The following is a 22,953-nucleotide window of genomic DNA, read 5'->3' as shown; positions in this document are numbered from 1 at the left end:
TTTATTCTTTGTAGCTCTTCACCGCCTCGATAAAGGCGCCTGCATTTTCTGTTGGGATGTTGGGTAATATTCCGTGTCCCAGGTTTACGATATAGCGGTCTTTCCCGAATTCACGAATCATTTGATGTACACGCTCTTTGATCACCGCTGGAGGCGATAACAAACGGCTCGGATCAAAGTTTCCTTGCAAGGTGATCTTTCCTCCGGAGAGATAACGCGCATTACGCGCAGAACACGTCCAATCCACACCCAATGCTGAAGCACCTGATTTGGCCATATCGCCTAAAGCAAACCAGCATCCTTTACCAAAGACGATTACCGGAGCTAAAGGTTTCAAAGCGGTCACAATTTGATTGATGTATTGCAGTGAGAATTCTTGATAATCCTCTGGGGCTAACATGCCTCCCCAAGAATCAAAAACCTGTACGGCGTTTACTCCAGCTTCTACCTTTGCCTTTAAATAATCAATGGTAGTATCGGTGATCTTTTGTAGCAATTGATGCGCGGCTTCTGGTTGGGTAAAACAAAACTCTTTAGCCTTGTCAAAATTCTTAGATCCCTGTCCTTGAACGGTGTAGCATAAAATGGTCCAAGGAGATCCTGCAAATCCGATCAGCGGCACCTCATCATTGAGCTTCTCTTTGGTGGCCTTAATGGCTTGCATCACATAGTTAAGCGATTCCTTGGCATCTGGTACAATGACACGCTCCACGTCTTCTGGAGTGCGCACCGGGTTAGGCAGGTAGGGCCCAAAGTTTGGCTTCATTTCTACCTCAATATTCATGGCTTGTGGAATCACTAAAATGTCGCTAAACAAAATAGCTGCATCCATGCCGTAACGGCGAATTGGCTGCACGGTGATCTCACTGGCCAATTCCGGAGTTCTGCAACGGGTAAAGAAATCATACTTGTGCTTGATCTCCATGAATTCTGGCAAATATCTTCCTGCTTGACGCATCATCCACACCGGTGGACGCTCAACGGTTTCGCCTTTTAGCGCGCGTAAAAATAGATCGTTCTTTATCATGCTTTTTCTAAGTGTTGCAAAGCAGCGTCCAAAACACCATCTACGGTGGTGTGGAGGGCTGTTGCAGTATGAGATGTAAATGCTAAAGCTTCTGCTCGGGTAGTTTCACCAATGCAGATTGCTGTATAATTAGTGTTGTTATTTTTCTTGTGATAGCTCTGAACGCCGGTTGGACTAAAAAACAGAACAGTCTCGAACTGCTGGCCAAATTCCGGATAGTTCAATCGGGTTTCATAGGCTGGTACTTCGTGAAACACCACTTGATTTTGAGCAAGTAACTGCGGCATTTCTGGTCGTCGGAGATTTCCGCTGAAGTAATAAAAAGGGACGTTTTTGTGGTTTTTTATGATTTTTTGGGCCAAATCGGCAGCATTTTGCCCAATTTCAACCACTTTTTGCCCATTTTCTTCTAAAAGCAGCGCTGCTTTTTCTCCAACACAATAAACAGAACGCTGTTTAATAGCCGAATCGTTATTGATAAAGGCCTTTGCTGCATTTTGAGAACTAAAAATGCAGTGATCAGCTTGCTCAGGAATCTCAAAAGTGAGCAGCTCAATGGAAAGGCTGTCGTAATGAGACACTTCATATCCTGCAGCCTGTAAGCGAGCCTGTTGTTCGTCGTTCAATATTTTGGTAGACAGCAATCTCATAATTCGGTTCTAATTGCTTCCATAATTGACGTTCCGCCATCGCCTAAAAGCTCTTTGGCTAAAGTAGCTCCCAGGTTATTTGCTTGAGCAATTGGTGCGGTCTGATCAATAATTTTTGCTTGGCTTCCATCCAAACTGTGCAGGCTTCCTTTGAAATGGATCTGCTCATTTTCTATAGTCCCGATGGCTCCAATGGGCGCGGTACAACCTCCTTCAAGCGTACGTAAAAATTGACGCTCAATATGGGTGCAAAGTGCAGTATTTTGATCGTTGATCGCTTTACAATCTTCAAGCAGTTGTGAATCTTTCTGTTTGGCAACAACAGCTACTGCGCCTTGAGCTGGTGCAGGGATCATCCAATCCAACTGATGGTATTGATCTGGCAAGAGATCAACTCGGGCCAATCCTGCCTTGGCAAATATGGCGCCGTTCCACTGATTGTCTTTTAGCTTTTGAAGACGAGTTTGCACATTGCCTCGCAGTCCAACAACTTCATGGTTCGGGTATTTGTGCAACCATTGCGCCTTTCTGCGAAGGCTTCCGGTGGCAATAGTTCCTGCTGCATTTAAGAAGTCGGTTCCTTTATGAACCAAAATATCGTGCGGGTCTGCTCGCTTTAAAACTGCAGCAAGTGCAATACCTTTTGGCAAGGCCGTAGGCATGTCCTTCATGGAGTGCACGGCCACGTCAATTTTATCGGCCAGCAGTGCAGCATCTAAAGTTTTAGTAAAGACGCCAACCACCCCCAATTCATAAAGTGGTTGTTCTAAATTGAGATCCCCTTGGGAATTAATAGGCACTAAAACACAATTGTGCCCTTGAGCCTCCAAAAGTGACTTTACGGTGTTGGCTTGCCAAAGGGCCAAAGGACTTTGACGGGTTCCAATTCTAATTGCGGCCTCCATTATTGTTCGGTTTGCAGGTTGAACACTTTGCGGATCAATTCGTGTTGGTCCACCTCTGTAGTATCCATTTTGTTGAGGTGATTGGCCACTTGTGTTGTGATTTTTTGAACGATTCTATCGGTCAGGATCTGCGCTTGTTCTTCGTTGAAATCGTCTAATTTTTTACGCTGATTGTCAATCTCTGCCGCAGCATACAGATTGAGTTGTTGTTTGAGGGCACGCAGGGTCGGAGCGAATTTGCGTTTTTCTACCCACTCGTAAAATTCGGTTTCGATCAGTTCAATGATCTTGTAGGCCTTTGGTACTTGTTGTGCGCGCTCCGATAGGGTGTCGTCTGCAATTTTACTGAGTTGATCCAAATGTACCAAGTGTACCAAAGGGTTGTTCTCCACATCTTGCGCCACATTTTTTGGTATCGAAAGATCCAGGATCAGCAGTGGTTTTTTTAGGTGTAGCAAGGCATTTGAAACGGTAGGCATCTGTGCCCCTGTCGCTACTATTAAGATATCGGCCTGAGCAATCTCGGATTGTAAATTGGCGTAATCAGAAACGATCAAATTGAACTTCCCTGCAATTTTCTCGGCCTTGGATCGCGTTCGGTTGATCAAAGTGATGTGTTCGTTTCGAGTATGTTTTATAAGGTTCTCACAAGTATTACGCCCGATCTTCCCAGTTCCAAAGAGCAAAATATTTTTGTTGGTCACGTAAGGAACACGTGCCAAGATATATTGTACGGCAGCAAAACTGACTGAGGTAGCTCCACTGGATAAAGCCGTTTCATTCTTAATGCGTTTGCTGGCGCGAATCACCTCATTGATGAGTCGTTCCATAAATGGATTGAGCATTCCGAGGTTTTTGGCCTGCTTGAAAGATCGCCTCAATTGACTGATGATCTCAAAATCACCCAAAATCTGAGAATCCAGTCCTGTACCCACGCGGAATAAATGGCGTATTGCCTCATTACCGGTGTAGATGTAGGATGCGGTGAGAAATTCAGGTTTGTTTCCGTTGGTATGATCGCATAGCAAATCAATGAATTGATCCGCAGATCGCGCAAAGCCATAGATCTCACTGCGGTTGCAAGTGGATATTACACTGATGGCATCAATGCCTTGCTGCTTTGCACTTTCTAAAAGAGCAAGTTGCGCATCTGGACTCAAGCTAAAATGTCCACGCGTCTCGGCATCGGCTTTCTGATAATTCAGCCCGATAACGATAAAACGAGAGTCGGCCATAGCCGTGGTTGTTCTTTGGGTGTTCTTGCTCATAGAAACGCCGCAAAATTAATCGCTACGATTTTTAAAAAATAACGCTAGCGGTATTTATAATATCGAAGCCTGTTAATATTGACTTAAATTGAAACTTTGGGGCGCAAAATGCACTATTTTTGGGGGCTGAGATATGATAAATGTCAATTCTTTATTTAGAATGAGTCTAAATAATTAATCTAAAATTCAAAGCTAAAATGGAAAAAAGTGTCGCTAACGGCATTTACGAACAAACCAGTATCGATCCTGGCTTTTTTGTGTTGGAGTTTTTGAATGAAGAAGATACTAACACCTTCTACAGCAGGGAAGTACGTCAAGATTGCCTGCAGTTTCATTTTTGTGTAAAAGGCAGTGGATTTTTTCAATTCAACAACAATACTTACACCTTTCCGGCGGGAGAGGGTAAGGCCATTCTGCTCTACAATCCGAAGAAAGAATTGCCCATAGCACTCACCTTAGCGCCTGATTCGTGGTTGTTATCCATAATAGTGCCCATTTCTAAACTTCACAGTTTTTTTTCAACCGAAGCGAATTATATCACTTTCCTATCGGAAGAGAATAGTAAGCAAAAGTACTATCAGGAAACCATGATCACGCCTTCCATGGCAGTGGCATTGAATCAACTCTTACAATTCAACTTACACCCAAACGTAAAGCCGCTTTATTTCAAAGCCAAAGCTTATGAATTATTGAGTTTGTATTTCAACAAACCCGAAGAGTTGGACATTGCACAGTGTCCCTTTTTAGCCAGTGAGGCCAATGTGAAAAAGATCAAACAAGCTAAAGAGATTATCATCAAGCGGATGGCTGAGCCACCGAGTTTGCAGGAATTAGCAGATGAAGTGCAAATGCCAATCAACAGACTTAAAGAAGGTTTTAAACAGATTTATGGGGATTCTGTGTTTAGCTTTTTGTTGGAGTATAAAATGGAAGTGGCGCGTCAACTTTTAGCTTCAGGAACACTCAATGTGAACGAAGTTGGCCTAAAACTGGGCTATAGCACGGCAAGTCATTTTATTGCCGCCTTTAAAAAGCGCTACGGAACCACACCCAAGAAGTTTACCATGGGTCAAACAGTATAAACGATATTGATTAATCAATTGTCAAATAATAAAACAGCGCAAGAATTATAGCCTTTAAGCGGCTTAACTTCGCAAAAAAAGTATCATGCATAAGAAAGGTGTTTTAATGGTCAATTTGGGGTCGCCAGACAGTACAGACCCTAAAGACGTAAAGCGTTATTTGGATGAGTTTTTGATGGATCCAAGAGTGATTGACGTGCCGCGTTGGGCGCGAATTCTATTGGTCAGAGGAATCATTTTGAATACCCGTCCCAAAAAGTCAGCCGAGGCCTATTCCAAGATCTGGTGGGAGGAAGGCTCTCCGCTCATAGTGCTCTCAGAACGTTTACAGGCCAAAGTGCAAGAAAAACTAGAGATTCCAGTGGCTTTAGCCATGCGATATGGTAGCATGACCATTAAAAATGGGATGCAAGAATTAGTGGATAAAGGCGTTGAAGAGATTCTGGTTATGCCCTTGTATCCGCAGTTTGCCATGGCAACAACAGAAACCATCACGGTAAAGGTGGAAGAATTACGCCAAGAGTTCTTCCCGCAGTTGCACATCAGCACTTTGGATCCCTTTTATAATGACCCGCGTTATATCAAGGTATTATCGGAGTCTATTAAACGCGGTTTAGAAGGAAGTAATTACGAGCATTTGCTGTTCAGTTATCACGGGGTTCCGGAACGTCACATTCGCAAGAGTGATCCGACCAAATCGCACTGCAAAATAGATGGCAGTTGTTGTCAAACTCCTAGTGAGGCGCATGCTTATTGCTATCGACATCAGTGTAAAGAAACAACCCGATTGGTCGCTAAATATTTACAATTTGAGGAAGGAACCTACACTACTACCTTCCAATCTAGATTAGGTTTTGATCCCTGGTTGCAACCTTATACAGACCGTACTATTGAAAAAATGGGCTTAGCCGGGACTAAGCGATTGGCCATTGTTACTCCAGCATTTGTGAGTGACTGTTTGGAGACGCTAGAAGAAATTGCCATGGAAGGGGAAGAAATTTTTCACGAAGTAGGCGGAGAAGACTTTACTGTGATCCCTTGTTTGAATGAGGATGACGATTGGGCCTCATTGCTTGCTGATTGGATCGAACACTGGCGCATTGCCGATTTAAAAACAGCAATAGCCTAAATGGCAAAAAGGAATTCCAAAGCACTGGGCACCGCCCCTATTAGCAAATTGCTGATCCAGCAGGCTGTTCCGGCGTCTATTGGAATTTTGGTCATGTCCTTGAACATGATCGTTGATACCATTTTTGTAGGCCGATGGATTGGCCCTTTGGCCATATCTGCCATCACCGTTGTAATTCCTGTTACTTTCTTTATTGCCGCAATTGGTTTGGCCGTTGGTATTGGAGGAGGTTCCGTATTATCAAGAGCCCTCGGTGCAGGAGACAATGACAAAGCTTTAAAGGTTTTTGGAAATCAAATAACACTGACCTTTTTTACTTCTGGGATTCTGGCCATTTTGGGCCTGGTCTTTCAAGATTATTTGATCGAATTCTTTGGGGCAGGTGAGTCATTTAAAGATCTCGCTCTGACCTATTACAATATAGTGCTTTACGGAATTGTGATGTTGGCCATGTGCATGATGGGCAACAACGTGATCCGTGCAGAAGGCAAACCTAAATTTGCCATGTACGCTATGATGTTGCCAGCTATTGGGAACATTTTCATGGACTGGATCTTGATCCGTGTTTTTGATATGGGCATGGAAGGTGCAGCTTGGGCGACCTTCATCAGTTATGCCATCTGTTTTGCGTTCATCTTTTGGTTCTTTGCTGTTAAGAGTGAACTCCGTTTGAAATGGAGCTCCTTCTCTTTGCAGCGGAACATTGTTCGCGAGATCAATGCCTTGAGTTTTGTGACCTTATCCCGCCAAGGAGTAATTGCAGTGCTCACCATTCTATTGAACAATGTACTTATTCATTATGGGGATGATTTGGACGTGGCTGTTTACGGAATCATTTCGCGTATGCTCATGTTTGCACTTTTCCCAGTGATTGGTGTAAACCAAGGCTTCCTGCCTATTGCAGGGTACAATTACGGCGCCAAACAGTTTGAACGCGTGCGAGAATCCATCAACACCTCTATTAAATATTCCGGAGGATTGGCTGTACTGATCTTTGCCCTGATCATGGCATTTCCAACAGAAATAGTTACGGTTTTTATTGGCAGCAGTGACAATATTGACGCGCAGACACTGGCCAACAATACGGAGATTCTAAAAAGGACTCCAAACGCCTTACGCTGGGTATTTGCCGCGACTCCCATCATAGTGGTGCAACTCATTGGGGCGAGTTACTTTCAAGCCATTGGCAAAGCGGTTCCCGCATTGTTATTGAGTCTTACCAAACAAGGTTTTTTCCTAATCCCTTTGATCTTGATATTACCGACTTATTTGGGCGTATTTGGCGTCTGGATATCCTTCCCCATAGCAGATGTGCTGGCTACTGTAGTGACCGGTTATTTCTTAAATGCTGCGGTTAAACGGATGCGGGCCACGACTTAGTCGAACTCATTGATTCCGTAGAGGACTTCCTTCAATTTACTTCCATTGATCTCCGCAGGTTTATAGGCATTGTTAAATTTATCTATGGAATTGGTGATCTTTTGCCTAAGTACTTCAAATTCTCCTGGTATCTGCCCTCTGCAAAGTGCTTCGTTCTCGTAACTGGATAACATAATTGCGAATTTCTGGTAGAATTTTGCCCCTTGATCAATGAAGTTGTTGTACTGTGCAATGAACTGAAGCAAACGGTCTATACTGAATTCCAAATTGACTTGGAGCTTAAAAGCCTGATCGCTTTTAGAAGGATCCAAAATTGCCGATTGCATCTTATTTAAGTATTGATTCAAGGCTTCTTTAAGCGCATCCCAATCGTCCATAGCTCGGCATTTTTCTAAGCTATTTTGATATCCTATGGGCAAAGTATATGCTCTAAAGAGTTCCTCCAATCCATCTAAAAGGTCATCGCTGCTAGACTTTAAAAAAGCGGTTTCAAAGTAGATCGTGTTGAGGTCCTGATGCATGTTTAAAGAAAAATCCAAGATGCATTCAATATCCTTAATAGCCGCTTCCTTTTCCTTGCGGGACTGTCCGCTGTTGAATAGGGAAACCATTGAATGTACAACAGAAGTATATATGTTTTCACCCAGTAGATCCGGAAGGTCAAAATTCGATTTTTTTTGCTGCTGTTGTAGAATTCCTTTGACTTCATTGAAAGCTTCAAAGCTATTTGGATTAGCCATAGCGCTCATTTCTGAAAACGTGGTCACTGCTTCAAAATGATGATCCAAGGACAACATTTTCTCAAAGAGCAACCGTATCAATTGAAGTCCTTTGAGGTATCTTACTTTACTGATATCGGCATATTCTGTTTGCTTGGTAATGTCTAATAGCTCGAGCAGATGGTCTTTCCTGTAAATAAGCCTGACCAGATCTGCTGTCGTTTGCGCCATTAACATATTCTGACGTACTTCTTCAATGGCAAGACCCAAGGTTCTGTATTCCTGTTGATAGGAAATTCGGATTTCGGTGATCTCGCTTTCTAATTCCAGCAGAATCTGATCAAAGGTACTCTCAGGTGGAAATTCATCATGGAATGCTCTCAAAGGTTGAATGCATGCAGAATGGATAAGTGTAAATACAAGTAGTGCTTTCATACCCTTAAATTTTGGTGAGGTATATATTGACTTGACCCTGTTCCAAGGTTATTGGATAGTTCCGCGCACTAAGTCCACTAAGTTGAGAACCTAAACCATCTAATAAATTTTTAACTCCTTCATTGAAGCTAAAAGCGGTGTCAATTCTTATAAAGCCTGCGGGCGAGGTGATGATTGTCTCAGTGAGCTGACTTTTGGCTTTTGAATCCAAAAATTCGGTGTGTATCCTTAAAACGATAACACCGTCTTCTTTGATCAAGGTTGCGTTGTGTTCTTGTCTTGCGGCTTCACTGCTGATCGCGCAGATGCCGCGACCGCTGTGGCACTCTCCATAGCGTCCAAACTGTACTTGAGCTGTTTGGGCATGGATGGGTTGGGACAAGGCCAAAGAGGCCATTGCCATAAAAAAATAGCGTTTCATAATGTATATTGGCAGGGGAAGTTAAATGCGGCTAAAAGCTTTTTCTTTAGCCTTTTTGGTGGTGTCTAAATCCAGTTTTGACAATGTTTTTTCTCTGAGCATGAGTAAACCTGATATCAAAAAAGGACTGAACATAATTAGGATTAAAAAAGAGGAGATTAGTGTAGAGATGAGATTCATTTCATTCGTGGCCAGAGCTTCAGATTCCATCCAAAAAGTATTGGGATACTTCTTTAGGTATGACGGTAAATTGATCAACATATGCAGTAAACCCATCCAATAGATATTTCGGACATGGATGTAAATGGCTCCTAAAAAGACGCCCATAAAAGTTGCCATTACGGTTTGATTAAGAACTGAGACGGTATCGGTATTGGAGCTTAGGTTAATCAAATGCATACTGCCAAATAGCGCGGCAGAATAAAAGACAGCCTGCCGAATCTTAACCCCTCGAATAAGGTACCCGTTAATTAAAAGGCCTCTAAAAATAAGTTCTTCCGCAAAGGTCTGAACAAATACAATACCCAAAAGCTGGGTCAAGAAAATCGAATCATAATTGTCCAAATTCACTCCTGATGAGGTAGCCCAGCAAAATACAAGGCAAGCAATCAAACTAATCCAAAACCAGATTCCTACTTGTATCCCAGTGCGTAGTTTTAAACTAAATACAACTGTGTTTGACCAAAAAAGAATAACTACAGTGGTGATTAGAATCCCGTTGGTAATTAGCACTTTGAGCAATTCAGGCATTTCGACATCTTGAAACTGTCTTATGATCACACCCACCACTAGAACGATCAGTAAAAGCAACGGGATGCGTTTATCTATTTTAAAGAGGCCTTTCATTTTTTAGAGCATAATCAGATCACTCAGGCTTATACTGATCTCGCAGGATTCTATTTTCCAACAGCTCCAGCCAAACCAATTACATGCATTACAGGTGGTCCCATTATCACAAGGACAACCGCAAGGAACGAACTTACAGCCAATTCCCTTAGAGCTTACCTTGCTGAGTTTTTGATGGTGTTTGAACTGATTGCCAACGATAACCACATCGAGAAAATCGCGATTTCGTAGTTTTTTATAATCACCCAACTCTTTGGAATGATAGATACCATCTCCGGCTTTTGGATCGTTTCCTTTGCCATCATCAGTAAAGGTAACGCCACTAAACCCGAAGCCTTCGGGAAGTTGTTTCCGACCACTAAAATCTGTGAGCTTGATTTGAAACACAAAGCTTCCGTCTTTCTGATCCACAAGATCTATACTCGTGATGGCCAGATTTTCACTCATATAAGCGGTAGATTGGGCCATGGTGTTGTTGTTGAAAATAAAGGTGCAGAGGAGTAACATTATGAACAAGCGTACATTGATTTTCATAATATTGAGATTGTTTAGTTAATGATTGGCCTATGGCCGGATAGCTGGAATCAAGACACCTAGTATCTGGTTGATTCATTTTTCAAATGTCATGTCATTCTTGTGAGGTTTTAAAAGTTAGTGATGGTGGCTTTTTTGCCAGGAGGATAAAAGTAGGATGCTAATAAACTCATTTCCAAGCATAAGAAATCTACTTTTATGTATTTAGGGTGATATTCATAAATGTGCGAACGACTCAAAATCACCGCTGTATCCCCTTTTTTAACAGCTTCTTAGCGAATTCTTGGTTATCTTTACGTAAACCAAAAAACCATCCTGATGTTTTACGCAAAGATTCGTGCAACTGTCCTTGCACTCACACTCCTTTTTGTAGCCATTCCTTTTGAAACTCAAGCCCAGGCGGTAGATGAAGCCCTGTACGATGCCATGGAGTATCGTTTGGTTGGTCCATTTAGAGGCGGACGTAGCGCGGCTGTTACCGGTGTCCCGGGGAAGCCCAATTTATTTTACTTCGGAGCCACTGGAGGCGGAATTTGGCAAACCAATGACGGAGGACGTACCTGGAAGAATATCTCAGACGGTTATTTCGGTGGTTCTATCGGAGCCATTGAAGTGGCAGAAAGCGATCCCAATGTGATCTATGTGGGTGGTGGAGAAAAGACCGTGCGCGGTAATGTATCTTCTGGTTACGGAGTTTGGAAAAGCGTTGATGCCGGAAAGACCTGGACGCAAATGGGCTTGGAAAAAAGCCGACACATTCCGCGAATTGCCATTGACCCGAACGATCATAACGTAGTGTATGCCGCGGTGATGGGGAATATTTATAAACCAACCGATGAGCGCGGAGTCTATAAAAGTATAGACGGAGGGAAAACCTGGCGCAAGGTACTTTTTGCCAACCGCGATGCAGGAGCGGTAGATTTGACTATAGACCCGAGCAACCCAAGAGTGCTTTACGCTTCTACTTGGAATGTACGCAGAACGCCTTACAGTTTAAGTAGTGGAGGAGACGGTTCCGCTTTGTGGAAGAGTACCGATCGCGGAGAGACTTGGACAGAGATCTCAAAGAACCCTGGTTTCCCAACGGACACTTTAGGAATTATTGGTGTCACAGTTTCTCCTGTCAACGCTGATCGTGTTTGGGCCATAGTAGAAAACAAAGACAAAGGTGGAGTTTACCGTTCAGAAGACGGTGGAGCCACTTGGAGCCACATCAACAGCGAGCGTAAACTAAGACAACGCGCCTGGTATTACACGCGCATCTATGCAGATTCTCAGGATGAAGATCTGGTTTATGTACTCAACGTACGCTACCATAAAAGTACAGACGGAGGGAAATCCTTCAGCACTTATAACGCACCTCATGGGGATCACCACGATCTGTGGATTGCCCCAGAGGATCCAAAACGTATGATCATTGGAGATGACGGAGGAGCGCAGGTAACCTATGACGGTGGAGCCACTTGGAGTACCTACCACAACCAGCCTACGTCTCAGTTCTACAGAGTGACTACAGATAACGCATTCCCGTATCGTATTTATGCAGCACAGCAGGATAATTCTACCATAAGAATCAATCACAGAAATGAAGGATTCAGCATTGGAGAGAACGACTGGGAATCTACTGCCGGTGGAGAAAGTGCTCATATTGCCATTGACCCATTAGACAATGATATCGTTTATGGTGGTAGTTATGACGGATTCCTGACGCGTTACAATCACAGAACAGGAACAGTACGCAGTATCAGCGTATGGCCGGACAATCCTATGGGACATGGTGCAGAAGACATGAAATATCGTTTCCAGTGGAATTTCCCGATCATCTTCTCACCTCACAATCCGAAGAAGATGTACACATTCTCCAATCACGTACACGTGACTACCAATGAAGGACAGAGCTGGGATATCATTTCTCCCGATCTGACCAGAAATGATCCGGAGAAACTAAAATCTTCCGGTGGACCAATTACGCAAGACAACACTTCTGTTGAGTACTATTGTACCATTTTCGCTGCGGCAGAATCGCCAGTGACAGAAGGCCTTATGTGGGTTGGATCTGATGATGGATTGGTTCATTTAACCCGTAATGGCGGAGCTTCTTGGGAGAACGTGACTCCTAAAGGCATGCCAGAATGGATGATGATCAACAGCATAGAACCTTCTCGTTTTGACCCTGCAGTATGTTATGTGGCGGGGACCAAATACAAAACAGGTGACTTTGCACCTTATCTATACAAGACCAGCGACTACGGAAAGACTTGGAAAAAGATCACAACAGGAATCGCTGCAGAACACTTTACGCGCGTTTTGCGTGAGGATCCAAAACAAAAAGGCTTGCTTTATGCGGGTACAGAGACGGGAATGTATGTTTCCTTCAATGACGGAGCCAACTGGCAAGAGTTCCAGTTGAATTTACCTATCGTACCGATCACTGACTTAGCTTTAAAGGATGACAACTTAATCGTTGCCACACAGGGACGTAGCCTCTGGATCATTGATGACTTGACCTTATTGCGTCAAGCAGCCAGCAGTGCCAAAACAGATGCGATGTTGTTCCAGCCAAAAGATACGTATCGCATGGGCGGTGGTGGACGTTCGGGTTCGCTGACCTCTGGAGCCAATCATCCGGGAGGCGTTATGACGTATTTCTATGTGAACGACCCTAAGGATAAAGACATTCGTTTGAGTTATATGACTCAGGCTGGAGATACCATTATGAGCTACGGAACCAAGGATCCTAAAAACAAATTAAAAGTTTCTGAAGGCAGTAACCTCTTTACTTGGAATATGCGTGGAGAAGGTGCGGAGCGCCTAAAAGGAATGATCCTTTGGTGGGCAAGTACCAATGCGCCTAAGGCGGTTCCGGGCACCTATAAAGTAGCCTTAAGCGTGGATGGAGAAAGTCAAGAAAAGACCTTCAATATCTTAGCTGATGAAAATGCGGAGACTGATATTGCTGGAATGCGTGAGCAGTTCAACTTCATTAACGATGTCAATGAAACGGTAGATAAAGCGCATAAAGCGATCAAAAAGATCAGAAATGTCAATAAGCAATTGGAGGCTTTCCAAAAGCAATACAAGGGAGATGAGCGTGTGGCAGAACTCATTGAGCAAGCCAAGAATCTCAGCGAGCAGTTTGGGGAGATCGAAAAGGCCTTGTATCAAACCAAGAACCGTTCTGGGCAAGATCCTCTCAACTTCCCGATTAAATTGACCAATAAATTGGCGCACTTGAACTCTTTGGTAGGGATGGATGACTTCCCGCCAACCGAGCAAGATGTGATGGTGAAAAACGAACTTACTGCATTGATCAATGAGCAGTTGGATAAGTTTGATGTGCTCATCACCCAAGAAATTGCCAATTTCAATGCGGCATTTAATAGTTTAAACTTGAATTATCTGTTTGTAGCTGATGAATAAGCTTCTGACTTTATACCTCTTTTTAACTGCTGCGCTTGGTCTCCAAGCGCAGCAAGATTTTAAGGCCGATTTTGACTTCCTTTGGGATGAGGTCGAAAAGAATTACGCCTATTTTGAAAGACAAGGCACCAATTGGAAGGCTGTAAAAGAGCACTACCGTCCGTTAACCGATACGGTTACGCATCCGTACTACTTTACGCTTTATTTGGAAGCCGTGTTGCGCGAATTGGCGGACTCACACACCCATTTGTTGACCAATACCGATCGATCTCAACGTCTGTTGCCTAGCGGAACAGATATGAAAGGAGGTCTCATTGATGGCCGCTATACTATTTTGGAAGTTCGTGAAGCGGCTCCTGCAAAGTCAATAATAAAACCTGGGGATGTCGTAGTATCGATCAATGGAGTTCCTATTGAGGATGCTGTAGCTCGTTACAGCGGAAAATTCAATGGAGGATCGCAGATTTCCTTAGAAAACGGATTTAATATTGCGCTTGCCGGTGATTATAGATTGCCTCGAACCGTTACGGTCATCCGTGAAGAAAAACAGTTGGAATTAGACCTCGGGATTTGTCCGTATCCACAAAATGAGAATGCTTTACTCACCAGCAAAATGTTGGATGGGAACATTGGATATATCCGCATAGAGAACTCCTTGGGGAATACAGACTTGATCACTGTATTTGATGATGCCTTGAATACGTTGATGGACACCAAAGCCTTGATAATAGATCTAAGGAACACCCCATCTGGGGGTGATTCTAATGTGGGGATGCCCATTTTAGGTCGATTCACTGCAGCACCTAAGCCGTACCAGACCCATTACCGGGTAGCAGAAGACAAGCGCTGGACAGAAATTGTTGAACCGCGCGGAATCACTTACGATAAACCCGTTTATGTTTTGGTGAACTTTTGGACGGGAAGCATGGGAGAAGGCGTGACCATTGGATTGGATGCCTTTGGCAATGCTACTGTTGTTGGCACCCAAATGGCGCGATTGCTAGGTGCAAATTATTCTGTGAATTTGCCCAATTCAGGCTACGGATTAAACATTACCTTTGAGCAATTATTTCATGTGAACGGAACCCCTCGGGAAGACTTTTTACCGGAAGTCTCTTTGAATTGGAACGATTTGAATGCTGATGGCGATCCGTGGATGGAAAAAGCCCTCGAACGTATAGGCAACTAATATGGAGTATAATTACATCAAATCCCTTCACTTGATCTTTGTGATCACCTGGTTTGCTGGGCTCTTTTATATAGTGCGCTTGTTTGTGTATCAGATAGAGGCTTCTCAAAAGCCAGAGCCAGACAAGACCATTCTTGGAGATCAGCTAAAGATCATGGCCAAAAGACTTTGGTTTATCATCACTTGGCCGTCCATGTTTTTAGCTACGGGCTTTGCCATTTGGCTCTTAGCGTTGCGCCCGTTTTACATTACCGATGCATGGATGCAGGTTAAATTAGCTTTTGTGGTAGCGCTCATCGCTTATCACATTAAATGTCATTTGATCTATAAGGATTTACAAGCTGATAAAGTAAAGTACAGCTCTAACTTTATGCGTTTGTTCAATGAGGGTGCCACCTTGATCCTCTTTGCGGTGGTCTTTTTGGTGATCCTTAAAAATGCGATCAACTGGATCTACGGCACTTTAGGAATTATAGTCTTTGCGCTAATTTTGATGCTCGGATTCAAGGCCTACAAAAGATATCGAGCAGAAAAAGAATAATTCTGGTCTAATATTTGTAGTTTGAACGGACATTAAAAACTTTCAAACCCGGTGAAACTTAGCTTAAGAACACGGATATTTCTTTCCATGTTGCTCTTGGTGATTGCAGCCTCCGTGCTCATTGCCGCGGTTTCTATTTATCAGTATAGTGAGGAGGCCAAAGACTACCACACTGAACGTCTAGAACGTAAGGAATCGGCCATAAAGTCCAGCATCAACTATGTGCTTAAAACAACGACTTATCCAGTGGAGACCGAGAATCTTTCGCTGATTTTTCGCACTAAGATCTATGAGATCAAAGACATCCACAATCTGGAATTGTATATCTATGATCTGGATGGGAAGTTGCTCAAAAGTTCCAAAGCATCTTTGATGCGCGATACCACTCGAGTGCAAATTCCACAGGATATGCTCAGTGGTTTGCAGAACTCCTCCACCAAAAAATACGTCCAAAAATTTACCGAGGAAGGCAAGAGCTTTCGCTCGTCTTATTCCTATATCACTGACAACAAATTCAAGCCCATTGCTATCTTGAATCTTCCCTACATAGAGGAAGATGACTTTATCAGCCGGGAGTTGGTTGAGTTTCTGACCCGCTTGGCGCAAGTGTATTTATTGATGTTGGGGATTGCGATCTTTCTGGCATTCTTCCTTTCCAAATACATCACCAAGTCGCTGCAGTCTATCAGTGATAAAATGACAGAGACCTCCTTGGGAATTCGCAATGAAAAGATCGTCACTGATGACACCAGTCCGGAGATCGTCAATTTGGTGGAATCTTATAACGCCATGATTGATGAACTGGAGATCAGTGCGGCAAAATTGGCTGCTGGAGAACGCGAGGCTGCATGGCGTGAAATGGCCAAGCAGGTTGCTCACGAGATCAAGAATCCGCTAACGCCGATGAGACTGTCTGTACAAAGTTTTGAGCGCAAGTTTGACCCCAACGACCCAGACATCAAAGAGAAGGTTAAAGAGTACAGTAACACGCTCATTCAGCAGATCGATACCATGAGTTCTATTGCTTCTGCTTTTTCTACTTATGCCAAAATGCCTGCGCAAAAAGATGAAACGCTTAATGTGGTCAAGATCACGAAGCTTGCTTTGGACATCTTTAACGAGTCTTATATTTATTTTGAAGCTGATGAAAATGAGGTGATCGCCAAGTTTGACCGTACGCAACTGATCCGCGTAATCACCAATTTGGTCAAGAACTCTACCCAGGCCTTGGTCAATAAAGAGGACCCTAAGATATTTGTACATGTTTTAACTGATGCAGATTCAGCAGTGATTCGTGTGAAGGACAATGGTGTTGGGATCTCTGAGGCGAACAAAGAACTCGTTTTTGAGCCAAAATTTACTACCAAAAGCAGTGGGATGGGACTTGGACTCGCAATGGTAAAAAATATTGTGGAAACCTACGGCGGAAGTATTAATTTTACCAGTGAAGAAGGTGTTGGAACCACCTTCGAAGTTCGTTTTCCAAAACTGACCTAAAAAACCAAACAATCATGACTTACAACAATGTGCTATCTGAATCGGCTAATGGCGTTTGTACCATTACCGTGAATCGTCCTTCAAAACTTAACGCTCTGAATACAGAGACCATCTCTGAGCTGCATGAAGCCTTCAAGGCAGCAGATCAGGATGAGCAGGTTAAGGTGATCATTGTGACAGGTTCTGGAGAGAAAGCCTTTGTTGCTGGAGCGGATATTGCCGAGTTTGCTGATTTTTCTGTCTCAGAAGGAGAGAAATTGGCTAGCAGTGGGCAGGCACGTCTTTTTGACTTTGTTGCTAATTTATCAACTCCAGTAATTGCCGCTGTTAATGGATTTGCCTTAGGTGGTGGGTTGGAATTGGCTATGGCTGCACATTTTAGATTGGCCAGTGACAACGCACGCATGGGCTTGCCAGAGGTTTCTTTAGGGGTGATTCCAGGTTATGGAGGTACGCAACGCTTGCCGCAATTGGTCGGTAAAGGTCGTGCTATGGAAATGATCATGACCGCTGGAATGATCAAGGCAGACAAAGCCTTAGAATACGGTTTGGTAAATCACGTGACCAGTCAAGAAGATCTCATTCCAAAATGTCACGAGATCGCCGGAAAGATCATGACGAACTCTTCTGTTGCGATTGCCGATGCAATAACTGCCATTAACTCCAATTACGAAGCTGGAGAGAACGGCTACGACACCGAGATCACCGAGTTTGGTAAGTGTTTTGGTACTGCAGACTTCAAAGAAGGCACTCAGGCTTTTTTAGAGAAACGCAAGGCACTCTTCCCAGGAAAATAGGCGGAAAAGATTGCGCCCGTTTACATACTTCATTTTTTATTAACTACTAAATTTTAATTGCTCTTGAAAAAGATTAATGTTGCCCTATTTATGCTTACTGCTGTCTTAATTGGTTTTTCCTCTTGTGATAGCGATGACTCTGTTTCTGATATGTTTGAAGATGCTAACGGCGGAGATGTTGCCCAAAATTTGATTGCTCAAGTTACTGTGGAAAGTAACGATCCTTCCGAGGCAGACCGCAACATTACGGTCAACTATGCTTCGGATAATTCTGTAACCTCAGTCAATGACGGAACAGATACTGCGATTTTCTCTTATGAAGGTGGAGCCTTGAGTCAAGTGACAGGTTCTGGAGATGCTTTAAATATTATGGAACTCTAAGAGGCGCCTTTGGATGCTTTTGAGATTGGTGAGGTTTTGAGCTACGATTCTAACAACAACCCTTCTGTACTTTCATTAGTGGAAGAAGAGTTTGACGGCACTTTGACCTTCTATGAAGCTACCATCACCTATGACAGCGAGCCTAACCCAACATTTTACACCTTGCAAGCCGCTGGAATTATTGAGGTTTTGGACCAAACGGAACTCAGCTTTTCCATGATTCCGGATCCTGCGGAGATCGTTTTGGCGCGTATGCTTTATCCGCTTAACAATCCAAATGGGATGGTAATTCGCGATGAGAGTGGTGCTGTTGTGGTGACTATGAGCATCAATCACGTTTACAACGATGACGATTACCCAACCTCGTCTACAGTGACCATCGATTCTACAGATGACGGAGCTTCAGCTTACGTGTTGACTTATACATACCGATAGACTTTTAGGAAATAATCCTAATATTTGGAAATATTCCAAATTAGTTTGTACTTTGGTGGGAGTAATTCCCACTAAAGTACATGCAAACACATCTAAAAGGTCGGGGCGCGCAAGAGCGTGTCCACAATAAATTCGCCTCCGAAAAACACGAGTGGCTGGATGACTTTTTGGAGTATTGCAGCAAGGAACAGGAAGACTTTGAATCCAACAAAACGCGCTATTTAACCGTTTATCCCAAAAGTTTTGTAAATCCTGTGACCAGCCCTGACGTGGGGATGCAATTCTCTGCGAATCCCTATCAAGGTTGTGAGCATGGCTGTGTCTACTGTTATGCAAGAAACTCTCATGAGTATTGGGGTTACGGTGCGGGATTGGATTTTGAGCGCGTGATCATGGTCAAGAAGAATGCTCCAGAATTGCTCATCAAAAAACTCAAGAGTAAAAAATGGGAGCCGAACCCAATTGTACTTTCTGGTAATACAGATTGCTATCAACCCGCAGAAAAGAAATTTGAATTAACGCGCAAATGCTTGCAGGTTTTGCTAGACTGGAAACATCCAGTTGGGATCATAACCAAAAATTCTTTGGTGCTTAGAGACCTGGATCTACTTAAAGAGTTGGCCGCGCATAACTTGGTTCAAGTGGTGATCTCCATCACCTCCCTATCTGAAAAAACGCGCAGGCTGTTGGAACCCAGAACGGCAACCATCAAGAAGCGTTTGCAAACTGTAGAGACCTTAGCGGCTAACAATATCCCTGTAATGGTTATGATGGCGCCAATAATTCCATCCCTGAATTCTCATGAAATTCTGCCCTTAGCCAAAACAGTTGCAGATGCTGGAGCACTTAGAATTGGTCATACCATCGTTAGACTGAATGGACAATTGGAGCAGATCTTTTCTGCTTGGTTAAAAGCCGCCCTTCCCGATAGAGCCGACCGTATTTTGAACCAAATTGCAGATTGTCACGGTGGGCAAGTCAACAGTTCTGAATTTGGAACCCGTATGCGTGGCCAGGGAGCCATTGCAGCACAAATTAATGATCTGATTGCGCTGGCAAAAAAGCAGTATTTCCCCGCTGCAGAAAAACCTAAACTCCGCACGGATCTATTTACAAATCCGTATGAAAATCAACTCAAATTGTTTGATTGATTTATGTAAATTATAGTAACTTTTTATTGGAATTTACCTTTAAAGCGTTAATTGAGTCGTAAATTTATATAAATCCCAAGCGGGAGTTTTATGTGACTTGTTATGAAAATGCGCTTTGTTTTATGGGTAATGCTCTTGTGCAGTTTTTCCTTGCTCGGACAGCAAGAATGGATTGTGCAAGGATATCTTTATGATGCAGAGACGAAAGAACCTATAGAATTTGCAAACGTCGGGATCGTATCTAAAGGAATTGGTACCATCAGCAAAGAAACGGGCTTTTACGGCTTTACATACTTTTCAAATGATGCGGAGCCTACAGACCGCTTGCAATTCTCCATTCTGGGATATGAGACTTTGAATTTGTCTTTGGGCAAGTATCATGGGTTATACGGGGAAGAGCGCGCTAAGATCTATCTCAAGCCGGCCATAAATGAGTTGGATGTGGTCAACATTACTAACGAAGAGCGCAAGTATGAGACCATCGGCTTTGAAAATTTGGACAACAAAACCATTGGGTATTGGAAAGATAAAAAAGGCCTTGGTGGAGAGATCGCAACGCGAATCAGAATAAAAAGAGAGCGCACTAAGCTTTTAAATTTGAGCTTCAAGATCTCCGAAAACCTCTCCGACAGTTTGCGTATACGGGTCAATGTTTATGATTACCGAAATAAATATCCCGGCAAAAACATCTTAGCTAAACCCATCTATCACATCATTTCTAAGGATTACGGAGTAGAGACCATTGATCTCAAACCTTATAATATTATTGTGGATGAGGACATCGTAGTAAGTCTGGAATTGGTGGAGATTTATGGAAAAAAGATTGGGTTGGCACTTTTTGGATCATTTGATCGGGGAACCTCTTATTTGCGTTTGGTTAGCCAAGGCGATTTTGATCGAGCAGATTATATAGGTATGGGCTTTTGGTTGGATACCTCCAGACCTAAAAGCTCTGGAATCTCCAAGGAACTCAAACGAGAAGAAGTCAACACGATGCTGCTTTATTGGGACGCTTCTGCGGCCTCTTCTGAGCGCAACTTTACTGAAGAACTGGAACTACTCAAGAACTTCATTAAAAAGCAAAAAGACGCCGATATCACCGTGGTGAAGTTTGCCATGGGATACCGAGAGAAGCAACGCTTTGAAAGGGCGAGAAAGTCTTGGGATGAGTTAGAAGATTTTCTGCTCGACACTAATTACGATGGGGACTCCGACTTTAAAGTCTTGCAAGAAGATATTGGGTCTAAGGCCGATGCAGCACTCTTATTTACCAACGGATTGAGTGCCACCAGCCAACTTACCGAACGATACGAGGTTCCGCTCTTTGCTGTGAATAGCAATGAAACAGCAGCAGATGCCGCTTTGAAAGATGTGTGTAGATTGAGTGGCGGGCACTATATCAATTTAGCCCGAATGAATATGGATCAAGCTATGCGCTACCTCACCTATGACCTCAATGATAATTTGCGTTATGCGCCTCGAGGTGTTGCTGGGCAGTCCGGTGACATATTTGGGCGCATTAGTAATGAAGCAGGTCCATTACCCGGTGCGTTTATCAAAGTATTGGGCAGTTTTGAATCAACGGTTAGCCGTGGTGATGGATCTTTTTATATCGATGCGGATATAGGCGATATAATCACGGTTGATCATTTAGGGATGAAGCCCTTGCGTTTGGTCCTTGATCAATTGGGAGAATTAGACCTGATTATGGAGACCGATGGACAATTGTTGGATGAGGTTGTGGTGCAAGCCGCTGCTGCCTCAGAGGCGACTACAGTGGATACACCCTTTGGTGAGCGCAATGTAGATGCAGTTGGATATGACCTGCAACAAGTTACTCGGAAAGACATAGGTCCGCAGCATTTAAACTTAGATCAATTGGTCGTTAAATTACCCGGTGTATTGGTAACAGGGATTGGCGATGAGAAGCGTTATACCTTTGCGCGTTTAACCACAGGTTCAGTCACCCTTGATACCAGCCCAATAATTGTTGTAGATGGAATCACCTATCAGCAAGGTCAGGCGCCCTTGGATCAGCTTTTACCGCCTATAGATCCGCAAACCATTGAAAGCATTGTGGCGCTGAAATCCGTTGTTGCCTCCAACAGATACGGTTCATTAGGCGCTTATGGGGCTATTGTGATCAAAACAGAGAACAGTTCTATGCGTTTTGACACGCCTAAAGAGACCAATACGGCTCTGGTTAAGGGCAATGATTTTGCAGAAGACCTGCCGCGATTGGAGGCTGTTATTCAAGATCCGAATTATGTGGTCCGTTACAAGAACGCGGAAAATACAGAAGATTCGAAAGCGCTTTATAGAGATTTTAAGGGGCAAAAGAGTATGCTCAATGTACCTTTTTTGGTCAATAGCGGTAACTACTTTAGACAAGTCGATGGTCGATTTGCGAAACGATTGTTTTCCAATCTAGCGGTTTTGGCTCCCAACAATGCCAAGATCTTAAAGACCTATGCCTTTGTTTTGGAACAGCAAATGCAATCTAAGCGCGCTATGGAAGTTTATCAGACCATTCATCAATTAAGACCTTATGAAGCCCAAAGTCTTTATGATCTGGCCAAAGCGCAAGTACGCGCTGGGGCTTATGAGGAAGCCTTTGAGAATTTCAAGCAGATCCTTGCCAATCAAACGGACGGCGTGGACTATCAAGAGCTCGCTCAGGATGCCACTTTTGAGATGAAGCGTCTTTTGAATTCGCATCGGGATCAGCTCAATACTGATGATCTTCCTACCTGGTTGGAAGACGATGAATTTTCTCAGAAAATACGCGTTGAAGTGAGTTGGAATGACCCTTTAGCAGAATTCGAGATGCAATTTGTCAACCCACAAGGGAAGTTTTACAACTGGAGTTTTGACAGTTTTTCAAATCCTGAAGAAATGGTTCGATTTAGGAAGTCTGGAGTTTATACCAAATCTTTTGAGATCGCAGAAGATGCTCCTGGGATCTGGCAGTTCAATCTAAGAAACATTGGAGCGCCTAATGCTGCCAATCCGGCCTACCTTAAATACACCTTATATCTCAATTATGGGACGCCTTTTGAATCTCAGAGAACCAAGGTGGTTAATTTGGCGGAACTGCCTGCAAAAGTGGTACTTGACCGCTTCACAAACAAACGTTAATTTCTATC

At 43.4% G+C, this 22,953-nt stretch carries 20 protein-coding genes; 12 read left to right on the top strand and 8 right to left on the bottom strand.

The window, feature by feature from the left end:
- Position 1: 1 nt before the first annotated feature.
- The 4 genes from hemE to hemA are packed head-to-tail and all read right to left on the bottom strand — an operon-like array spanning position 2 to position 3,850.
- On the bottom strand, positions 2-1,027 hold the full coding sequence (gene hemE, locus HRT75_RS00775; protein ID WP_291182043.1) for a uroporphyrinogen decarboxylase: 1,026 nt from the start codon (positions 1,025-1,027) through the stop codon (positions 2-4).
- On the bottom strand, positions 1,024-1,677 hold the full coding sequence (locus HRT75_RS00770; protein WP_291182041.1) for a uroporphyrinogen-III synthase: 654 nt from the start codon (positions 1,675-1,677) through the stop codon (positions 1,024-1,026). The genes hemE and HRT75_RS00770 overlap by 4 nt, the downstream gene beginning before the upstream one ends.
- The gene (gene hemC, locus HRT75_RS00765) at positions 1,674-2,582 is read right to left on the bottom strand and encodes a hydroxymethylbilane synthase (protein WP_291182040.1); all 909 of its coding nucleotides are present in this window, start codon (positions 2,580-2,582) and stop codon (positions 1,674-1,676) included. The genes HRT75_RS00770 and hemC overlap by 4 nt, the downstream gene beginning before the upstream one ends.
- Positions 2,582-3,850 carry a glutamyl-tRNA reductase gene (gene hemA / locus HRT75_RS00760; RefSeq protein ID WP_291182038.1) on the bottom strand — a complete coding sequence of 423 codons (1,269 nt, stop codon included), beginning with the start codon at positions 3,848-3,850 and terminating at the stop codon, positions 2,582-2,584. The genes hemC and hemA overlap by 1 nt, the downstream gene beginning before the upstream one ends.
- 197 nt (positions 3,851-4,047) lie before the next feature.
- Here hemA and HRT75_RS00755 point away from each other — a divergent pair, with 197 nt between their 5' ends.
- From HRT75_RS00755 to HRT75_RS00745, 3 genes are all read left to right on the top strand, one after another.
- Positions 4,048-4,932 (top strand): AraC family transcriptional regulator, encoded by an 885-nt coding sequence (locus HRT75_RS00755; RefSeq protein ID WP_291182036.1) that lies wholly within the window; start codon positions 4,048-4,050, stop codon positions 4,930-4,932.
- 85 nt (positions 4,933-5,017) lie between these two features.
- Positions 5,018-6,061, top strand: coding sequence for a ferrochelatase (hemH, locus tag HRT75_RS00750; protein ID WP_291182034.1), 1,044 nt, complete (start codon positions 5,018-5,020; stop codon positions 6,059-6,061).
- Positions 6,062-7,441 carry an MATE family efflux transporter gene (locus HRT75_RS00745; RefSeq protein ID WP_291182033.1) on the top strand — a complete coding sequence of 460 codons (1,380 nt, stop codon included), beginning with the start codon at positions 6,062-6,064 and terminating at the stop codon, positions 7,439-7,441.
- On the opposite strand, the gene HRT75_RS00740 is transcribed toward HRT75_RS00745, so the two are convergent.
- The 4 genes from HRT75_RS00740 to HRT75_RS00725 are packed head-to-tail and all read right to left on the bottom strand — an operon-like array spanning position 7,438 to position 10,396.
- A complete protein-coding gene (locus HRT75_RS00740) occupies positions 7,438-8,595 on the bottom strand; it encodes a hypothetical protein (RefSeq protein ID WP_291182032.1) in 1,158 nt (385 codons plus the stop codon). The two genes, HRT75_RS00745 and HRT75_RS00740, sit on opposite strands and share 4 nt — an antisense overlap.
- 4 nt (positions 8,596-8,599) lie before the next feature.
- A complete protein-coding gene (locus HRT75_RS00735) occupies positions 8,600-9,016 on the bottom strand; it encodes a hypothetical protein (protein ID WP_291182030.1) in 417 nt (138 codons plus the stop codon).
- Positions 9,017-9,037: 21 nt separating this feature from the next.
- Positions 9,038-9,862 carry a CPBP family intramembrane glutamic endopeptidase gene (locus HRT75_RS00730; protein WP_291182029.1) on the bottom strand — a complete coding sequence of 275 codons (825 nt, stop codon included), beginning with the start codon at positions 9,860-9,862 and terminating at the stop codon, positions 9,038-9,040.
- A gap of 3 nt (positions 9,863-9,865) precedes the next feature.
- Complete coding sequence (locus HRT75_RS00725; protein ID WP_291182027.1) at positions 9,866-10,396, bottom strand: hypothetical protein; 531 nt, start codon at positions 10,394-10,396, stop codon at positions 9,866-9,868.
- Between the two features lie 318 nt (positions 10,397-10,714).
- Here HRT75_RS00725 and HRT75_RS00720 point away from each other — a divergent pair, with 318 nt between their 5' ends.
- The 9 genes from HRT75_RS00720 (at position 10,715) to HRT75_RS00680 (ending at position 22,945) form a co-directional block, all read left to right on the top strand.
- Positions 10,715-13,816 carry a glycosyl hydrolase gene (locus HRT75_RS00720; RefSeq protein WP_291182026.1) on the top strand — a complete coding sequence of 1,034 codons (3,102 nt, stop codon included), beginning with the start codon at positions 10,715-10,717 and terminating at the stop codon, positions 13,814-13,816.
- On the top strand, positions 13,809-15,005 hold the full coding sequence (locus HRT75_RS00715) for a S41 family peptidase (protein WP_291182024.1): 1,197 nt from the start codon (positions 13,809-13,811) through the stop codon (positions 15,003-15,005). Before HRT75_RS00720 ends, HRT75_RS00715 begins: the two co-directional genes overlap by 8 nt.
- 1 nt (position 15,006) lies before the next feature.
- Positions 15,007-15,546 (top strand): CopD family protein, encoded by a 540-nt coding sequence (locus HRT75_RS00710; protein ID WP_291182022.1) that lies wholly within the window; start codon positions 15,007-15,009, stop codon positions 15,544-15,546.
- Between the two features lie 87 nt (positions 15,547-15,633).
- On the top strand, positions 15,634-17,043 hold the full coding sequence (locus HRT75_RS00705; protein ID WP_291182103.1) for an ATP-binding protein: 1,410 nt from the start codon (positions 15,634-15,636) through the stop codon (positions 17,041-17,043).
- Between the two features lie 14 nt (positions 17,044-17,057).
- The gene (locus tag HRT75_RS00700; RefSeq protein WP_291182021.1) at positions 17,058-17,840 is read left to right on the top strand and encodes an enoyl-CoA hydratase-related protein; all 783 of its coding nucleotides are present in this window, start codon (positions 17,058-17,060) and stop codon (positions 17,838-17,840) included.
- Positions 17,841-17,903: 63 nt separating this feature from the next.
- On the top strand, positions 17,904-18,221 hold the full coding sequence (locus HRT75_RS00695; protein ID WP_291182020.1) for a hypothetical protein: 318 nt from the start codon (positions 17,904-17,906) through the stop codon (positions 18,219-18,221).
- A gap of 9 nt (positions 18,222-18,230) precedes the next feature.
- Positions 18,231-18,656, top strand: a complete 426-nt coding sequence (locus tag HRT75_RS00690) for a hypothetical protein (RefSeq protein ID WP_291182018.1) — start codon at positions 18,231-18,233, stop codon at positions 18,654-18,656.
- An 80-nt stretch (positions 18,657-18,736) separates the two neighbouring features.
- A complete protein-coding gene (locus tag HRT75_RS00685; protein WP_291182016.1) occupies positions 18,737-19,807 on the top strand; it encodes a PA0069 family radical SAM protein in 1,071 nt (356 codons plus the stop codon).
- Between the two features lie 102 nt (positions 19,808-19,909).
- Positions 19,910-22,945 (top strand): carboxypeptidase-like regulatory domain-containing protein, encoded by a 3,036-nt coding sequence (locus tag HRT75_RS00680; protein ID WP_291182014.1) that lies wholly within the window; start codon positions 19,910-19,912, stop codon positions 22,943-22,945.
- Positions 22,946-22,953 lie beyond the last annotated feature (8 nt).

The organism is Gilvibacter sp. (genome assembly GCF_013214815.1).
Classification (GTDB): domain Bacteria; phylum Bacteroidota; class Bacteroidia; order Flavobacteriales; family Flavobacteriaceae; genus Gilvibacter.
The sequence above is the reverse complement of the archived record's forward strand: the minus strand, read 5'-3'. Positions and strand labels throughout refer to the sequence as shown.

What these genes read in the sequence shown, in the direction of transcription:
- hemE (WP_291182043.1), bottom strand. Translation starts at nt 1,027, where the DNA reads ATGATAAAGAACGATCTATTTTTACGCGCGCTAAAAGGCGAAACCGTT.
- HRT75_RS00770 (WP_291182041.1), bottom strand. Translation starts at nt 1,677, where the DNA reads ATGAGATTGCTGTCTACCAAAATATTGAACGACGAACAACAGGCTCGC.
- hemC (WP_291182040.1), bottom strand. Translation starts at nt 2,582, where the DNA reads ATGGAGGCCGCAATTAGAATTGGAACCCGTCAAAGTCCTTTGGCCCTT.
- hemA (WP_291182038.1), bottom strand. Translation starts at nt 3,850, where the DNA reads ATGAGCAAGAACACCCAAAGAACAACCACGGCTATGGCCGACTCTCGT.
- HRT75_RS00755 (WP_291182036.1), top strand. Translation starts at nt 4,048, where the DNA reads ATGGAAAAAAGTGTCGCTAACGGCATTTACGAACAAACCAGTATCGAT.
- hemH (WP_291182034.1), top strand. Translation starts at nt 5,018, where the DNA reads ATGCATAAGAAAGGTGTTTTAATGGTCAATTTGGGGTCGCCAGACAGT.
- HRT75_RS00745 (WP_291182033.1), top strand. Translation starts at nt 6,062, where the DNA reads ATGGCAAAAAGGAATTCCAAAGCACTGGGCACCGCCCCTATTAGCAAA.
- HRT75_RS00740 (WP_291182032.1), bottom strand. Translation starts at nt 8,595, where the DNA reads ATGAAAGCACTACTTGTATTTACACTTATCCATTCTGCATGCATTCAA.
- HRT75_RS00735 (WP_291182030.1), bottom strand. Translation starts at nt 9,016, where the DNA reads ATGAAACGCTATTTTTTTATGGCAATGGCCTCTTTGGCCTTGTCCCAA.
- HRT75_RS00730 (WP_291182029.1), bottom strand. Translation starts at nt 9,862, where the DNA reads ATGAAAGGCCTCTTTAAAATAGATAAACGCATCCCGTTGCTTTTACTG.
- HRT75_RS00725 (WP_291182027.1), bottom strand. Translation starts at nt 10,396, where the DNA reads ATGAAAATCAATGTACGCTTGTTCATAATGTTACTCCTCTGCACCTTT.
- HRT75_RS00720 (WP_291182026.1), top strand. Translation starts at nt 10,715, where the DNA reads ATGTTTTACGCAAAGATTCGTGCAACTGTCCTTGCACTCACACTCCTT.
- HRT75_RS00715 (WP_291182024.1), top strand. Translation starts at nt 13,809, where the DNA reads ATGAATAAGCTTCTGACTTTATACCTCTTTTTAACTGCTGCGCTTGGT.
- HRT75_RS00710 (WP_291182022.1), top strand. Translation starts at nt 15,007, where the DNA reads ATGGAGTATAATTACATCAAATCCCTTCACTTGATCTTTGTGATCACC.
- HRT75_RS00705 (WP_291182103.1), top strand. Translation starts at nt 15,634, where the DNA reads ATGTTGCTCTTGGTGATTGCAGCCTCCGTGCTCATTGCCGCGGTTTCT.
- HRT75_RS00700 (WP_291182021.1), top strand. Translation starts at nt 17,058, where the DNA reads ATGACTTACAACAATGTGCTATCTGAATCGGCTAATGGCGTTTGTACC.
- HRT75_RS00685 (WP_291182016.1), top strand. Translation starts at nt 18,737, where the DNA reads ATGCAAACACATCTAAAAGGTCGGGGCGCGCAAGAGCGTGTCCACAAT.
- HRT75_RS00680 (WP_291182014.1), top strand. Translation starts at nt 19,910, where the DNA reads ATGAAAATGCGCTTTGTTTTATGGGTAATGCTCTTGTGCAGTTTTTCC.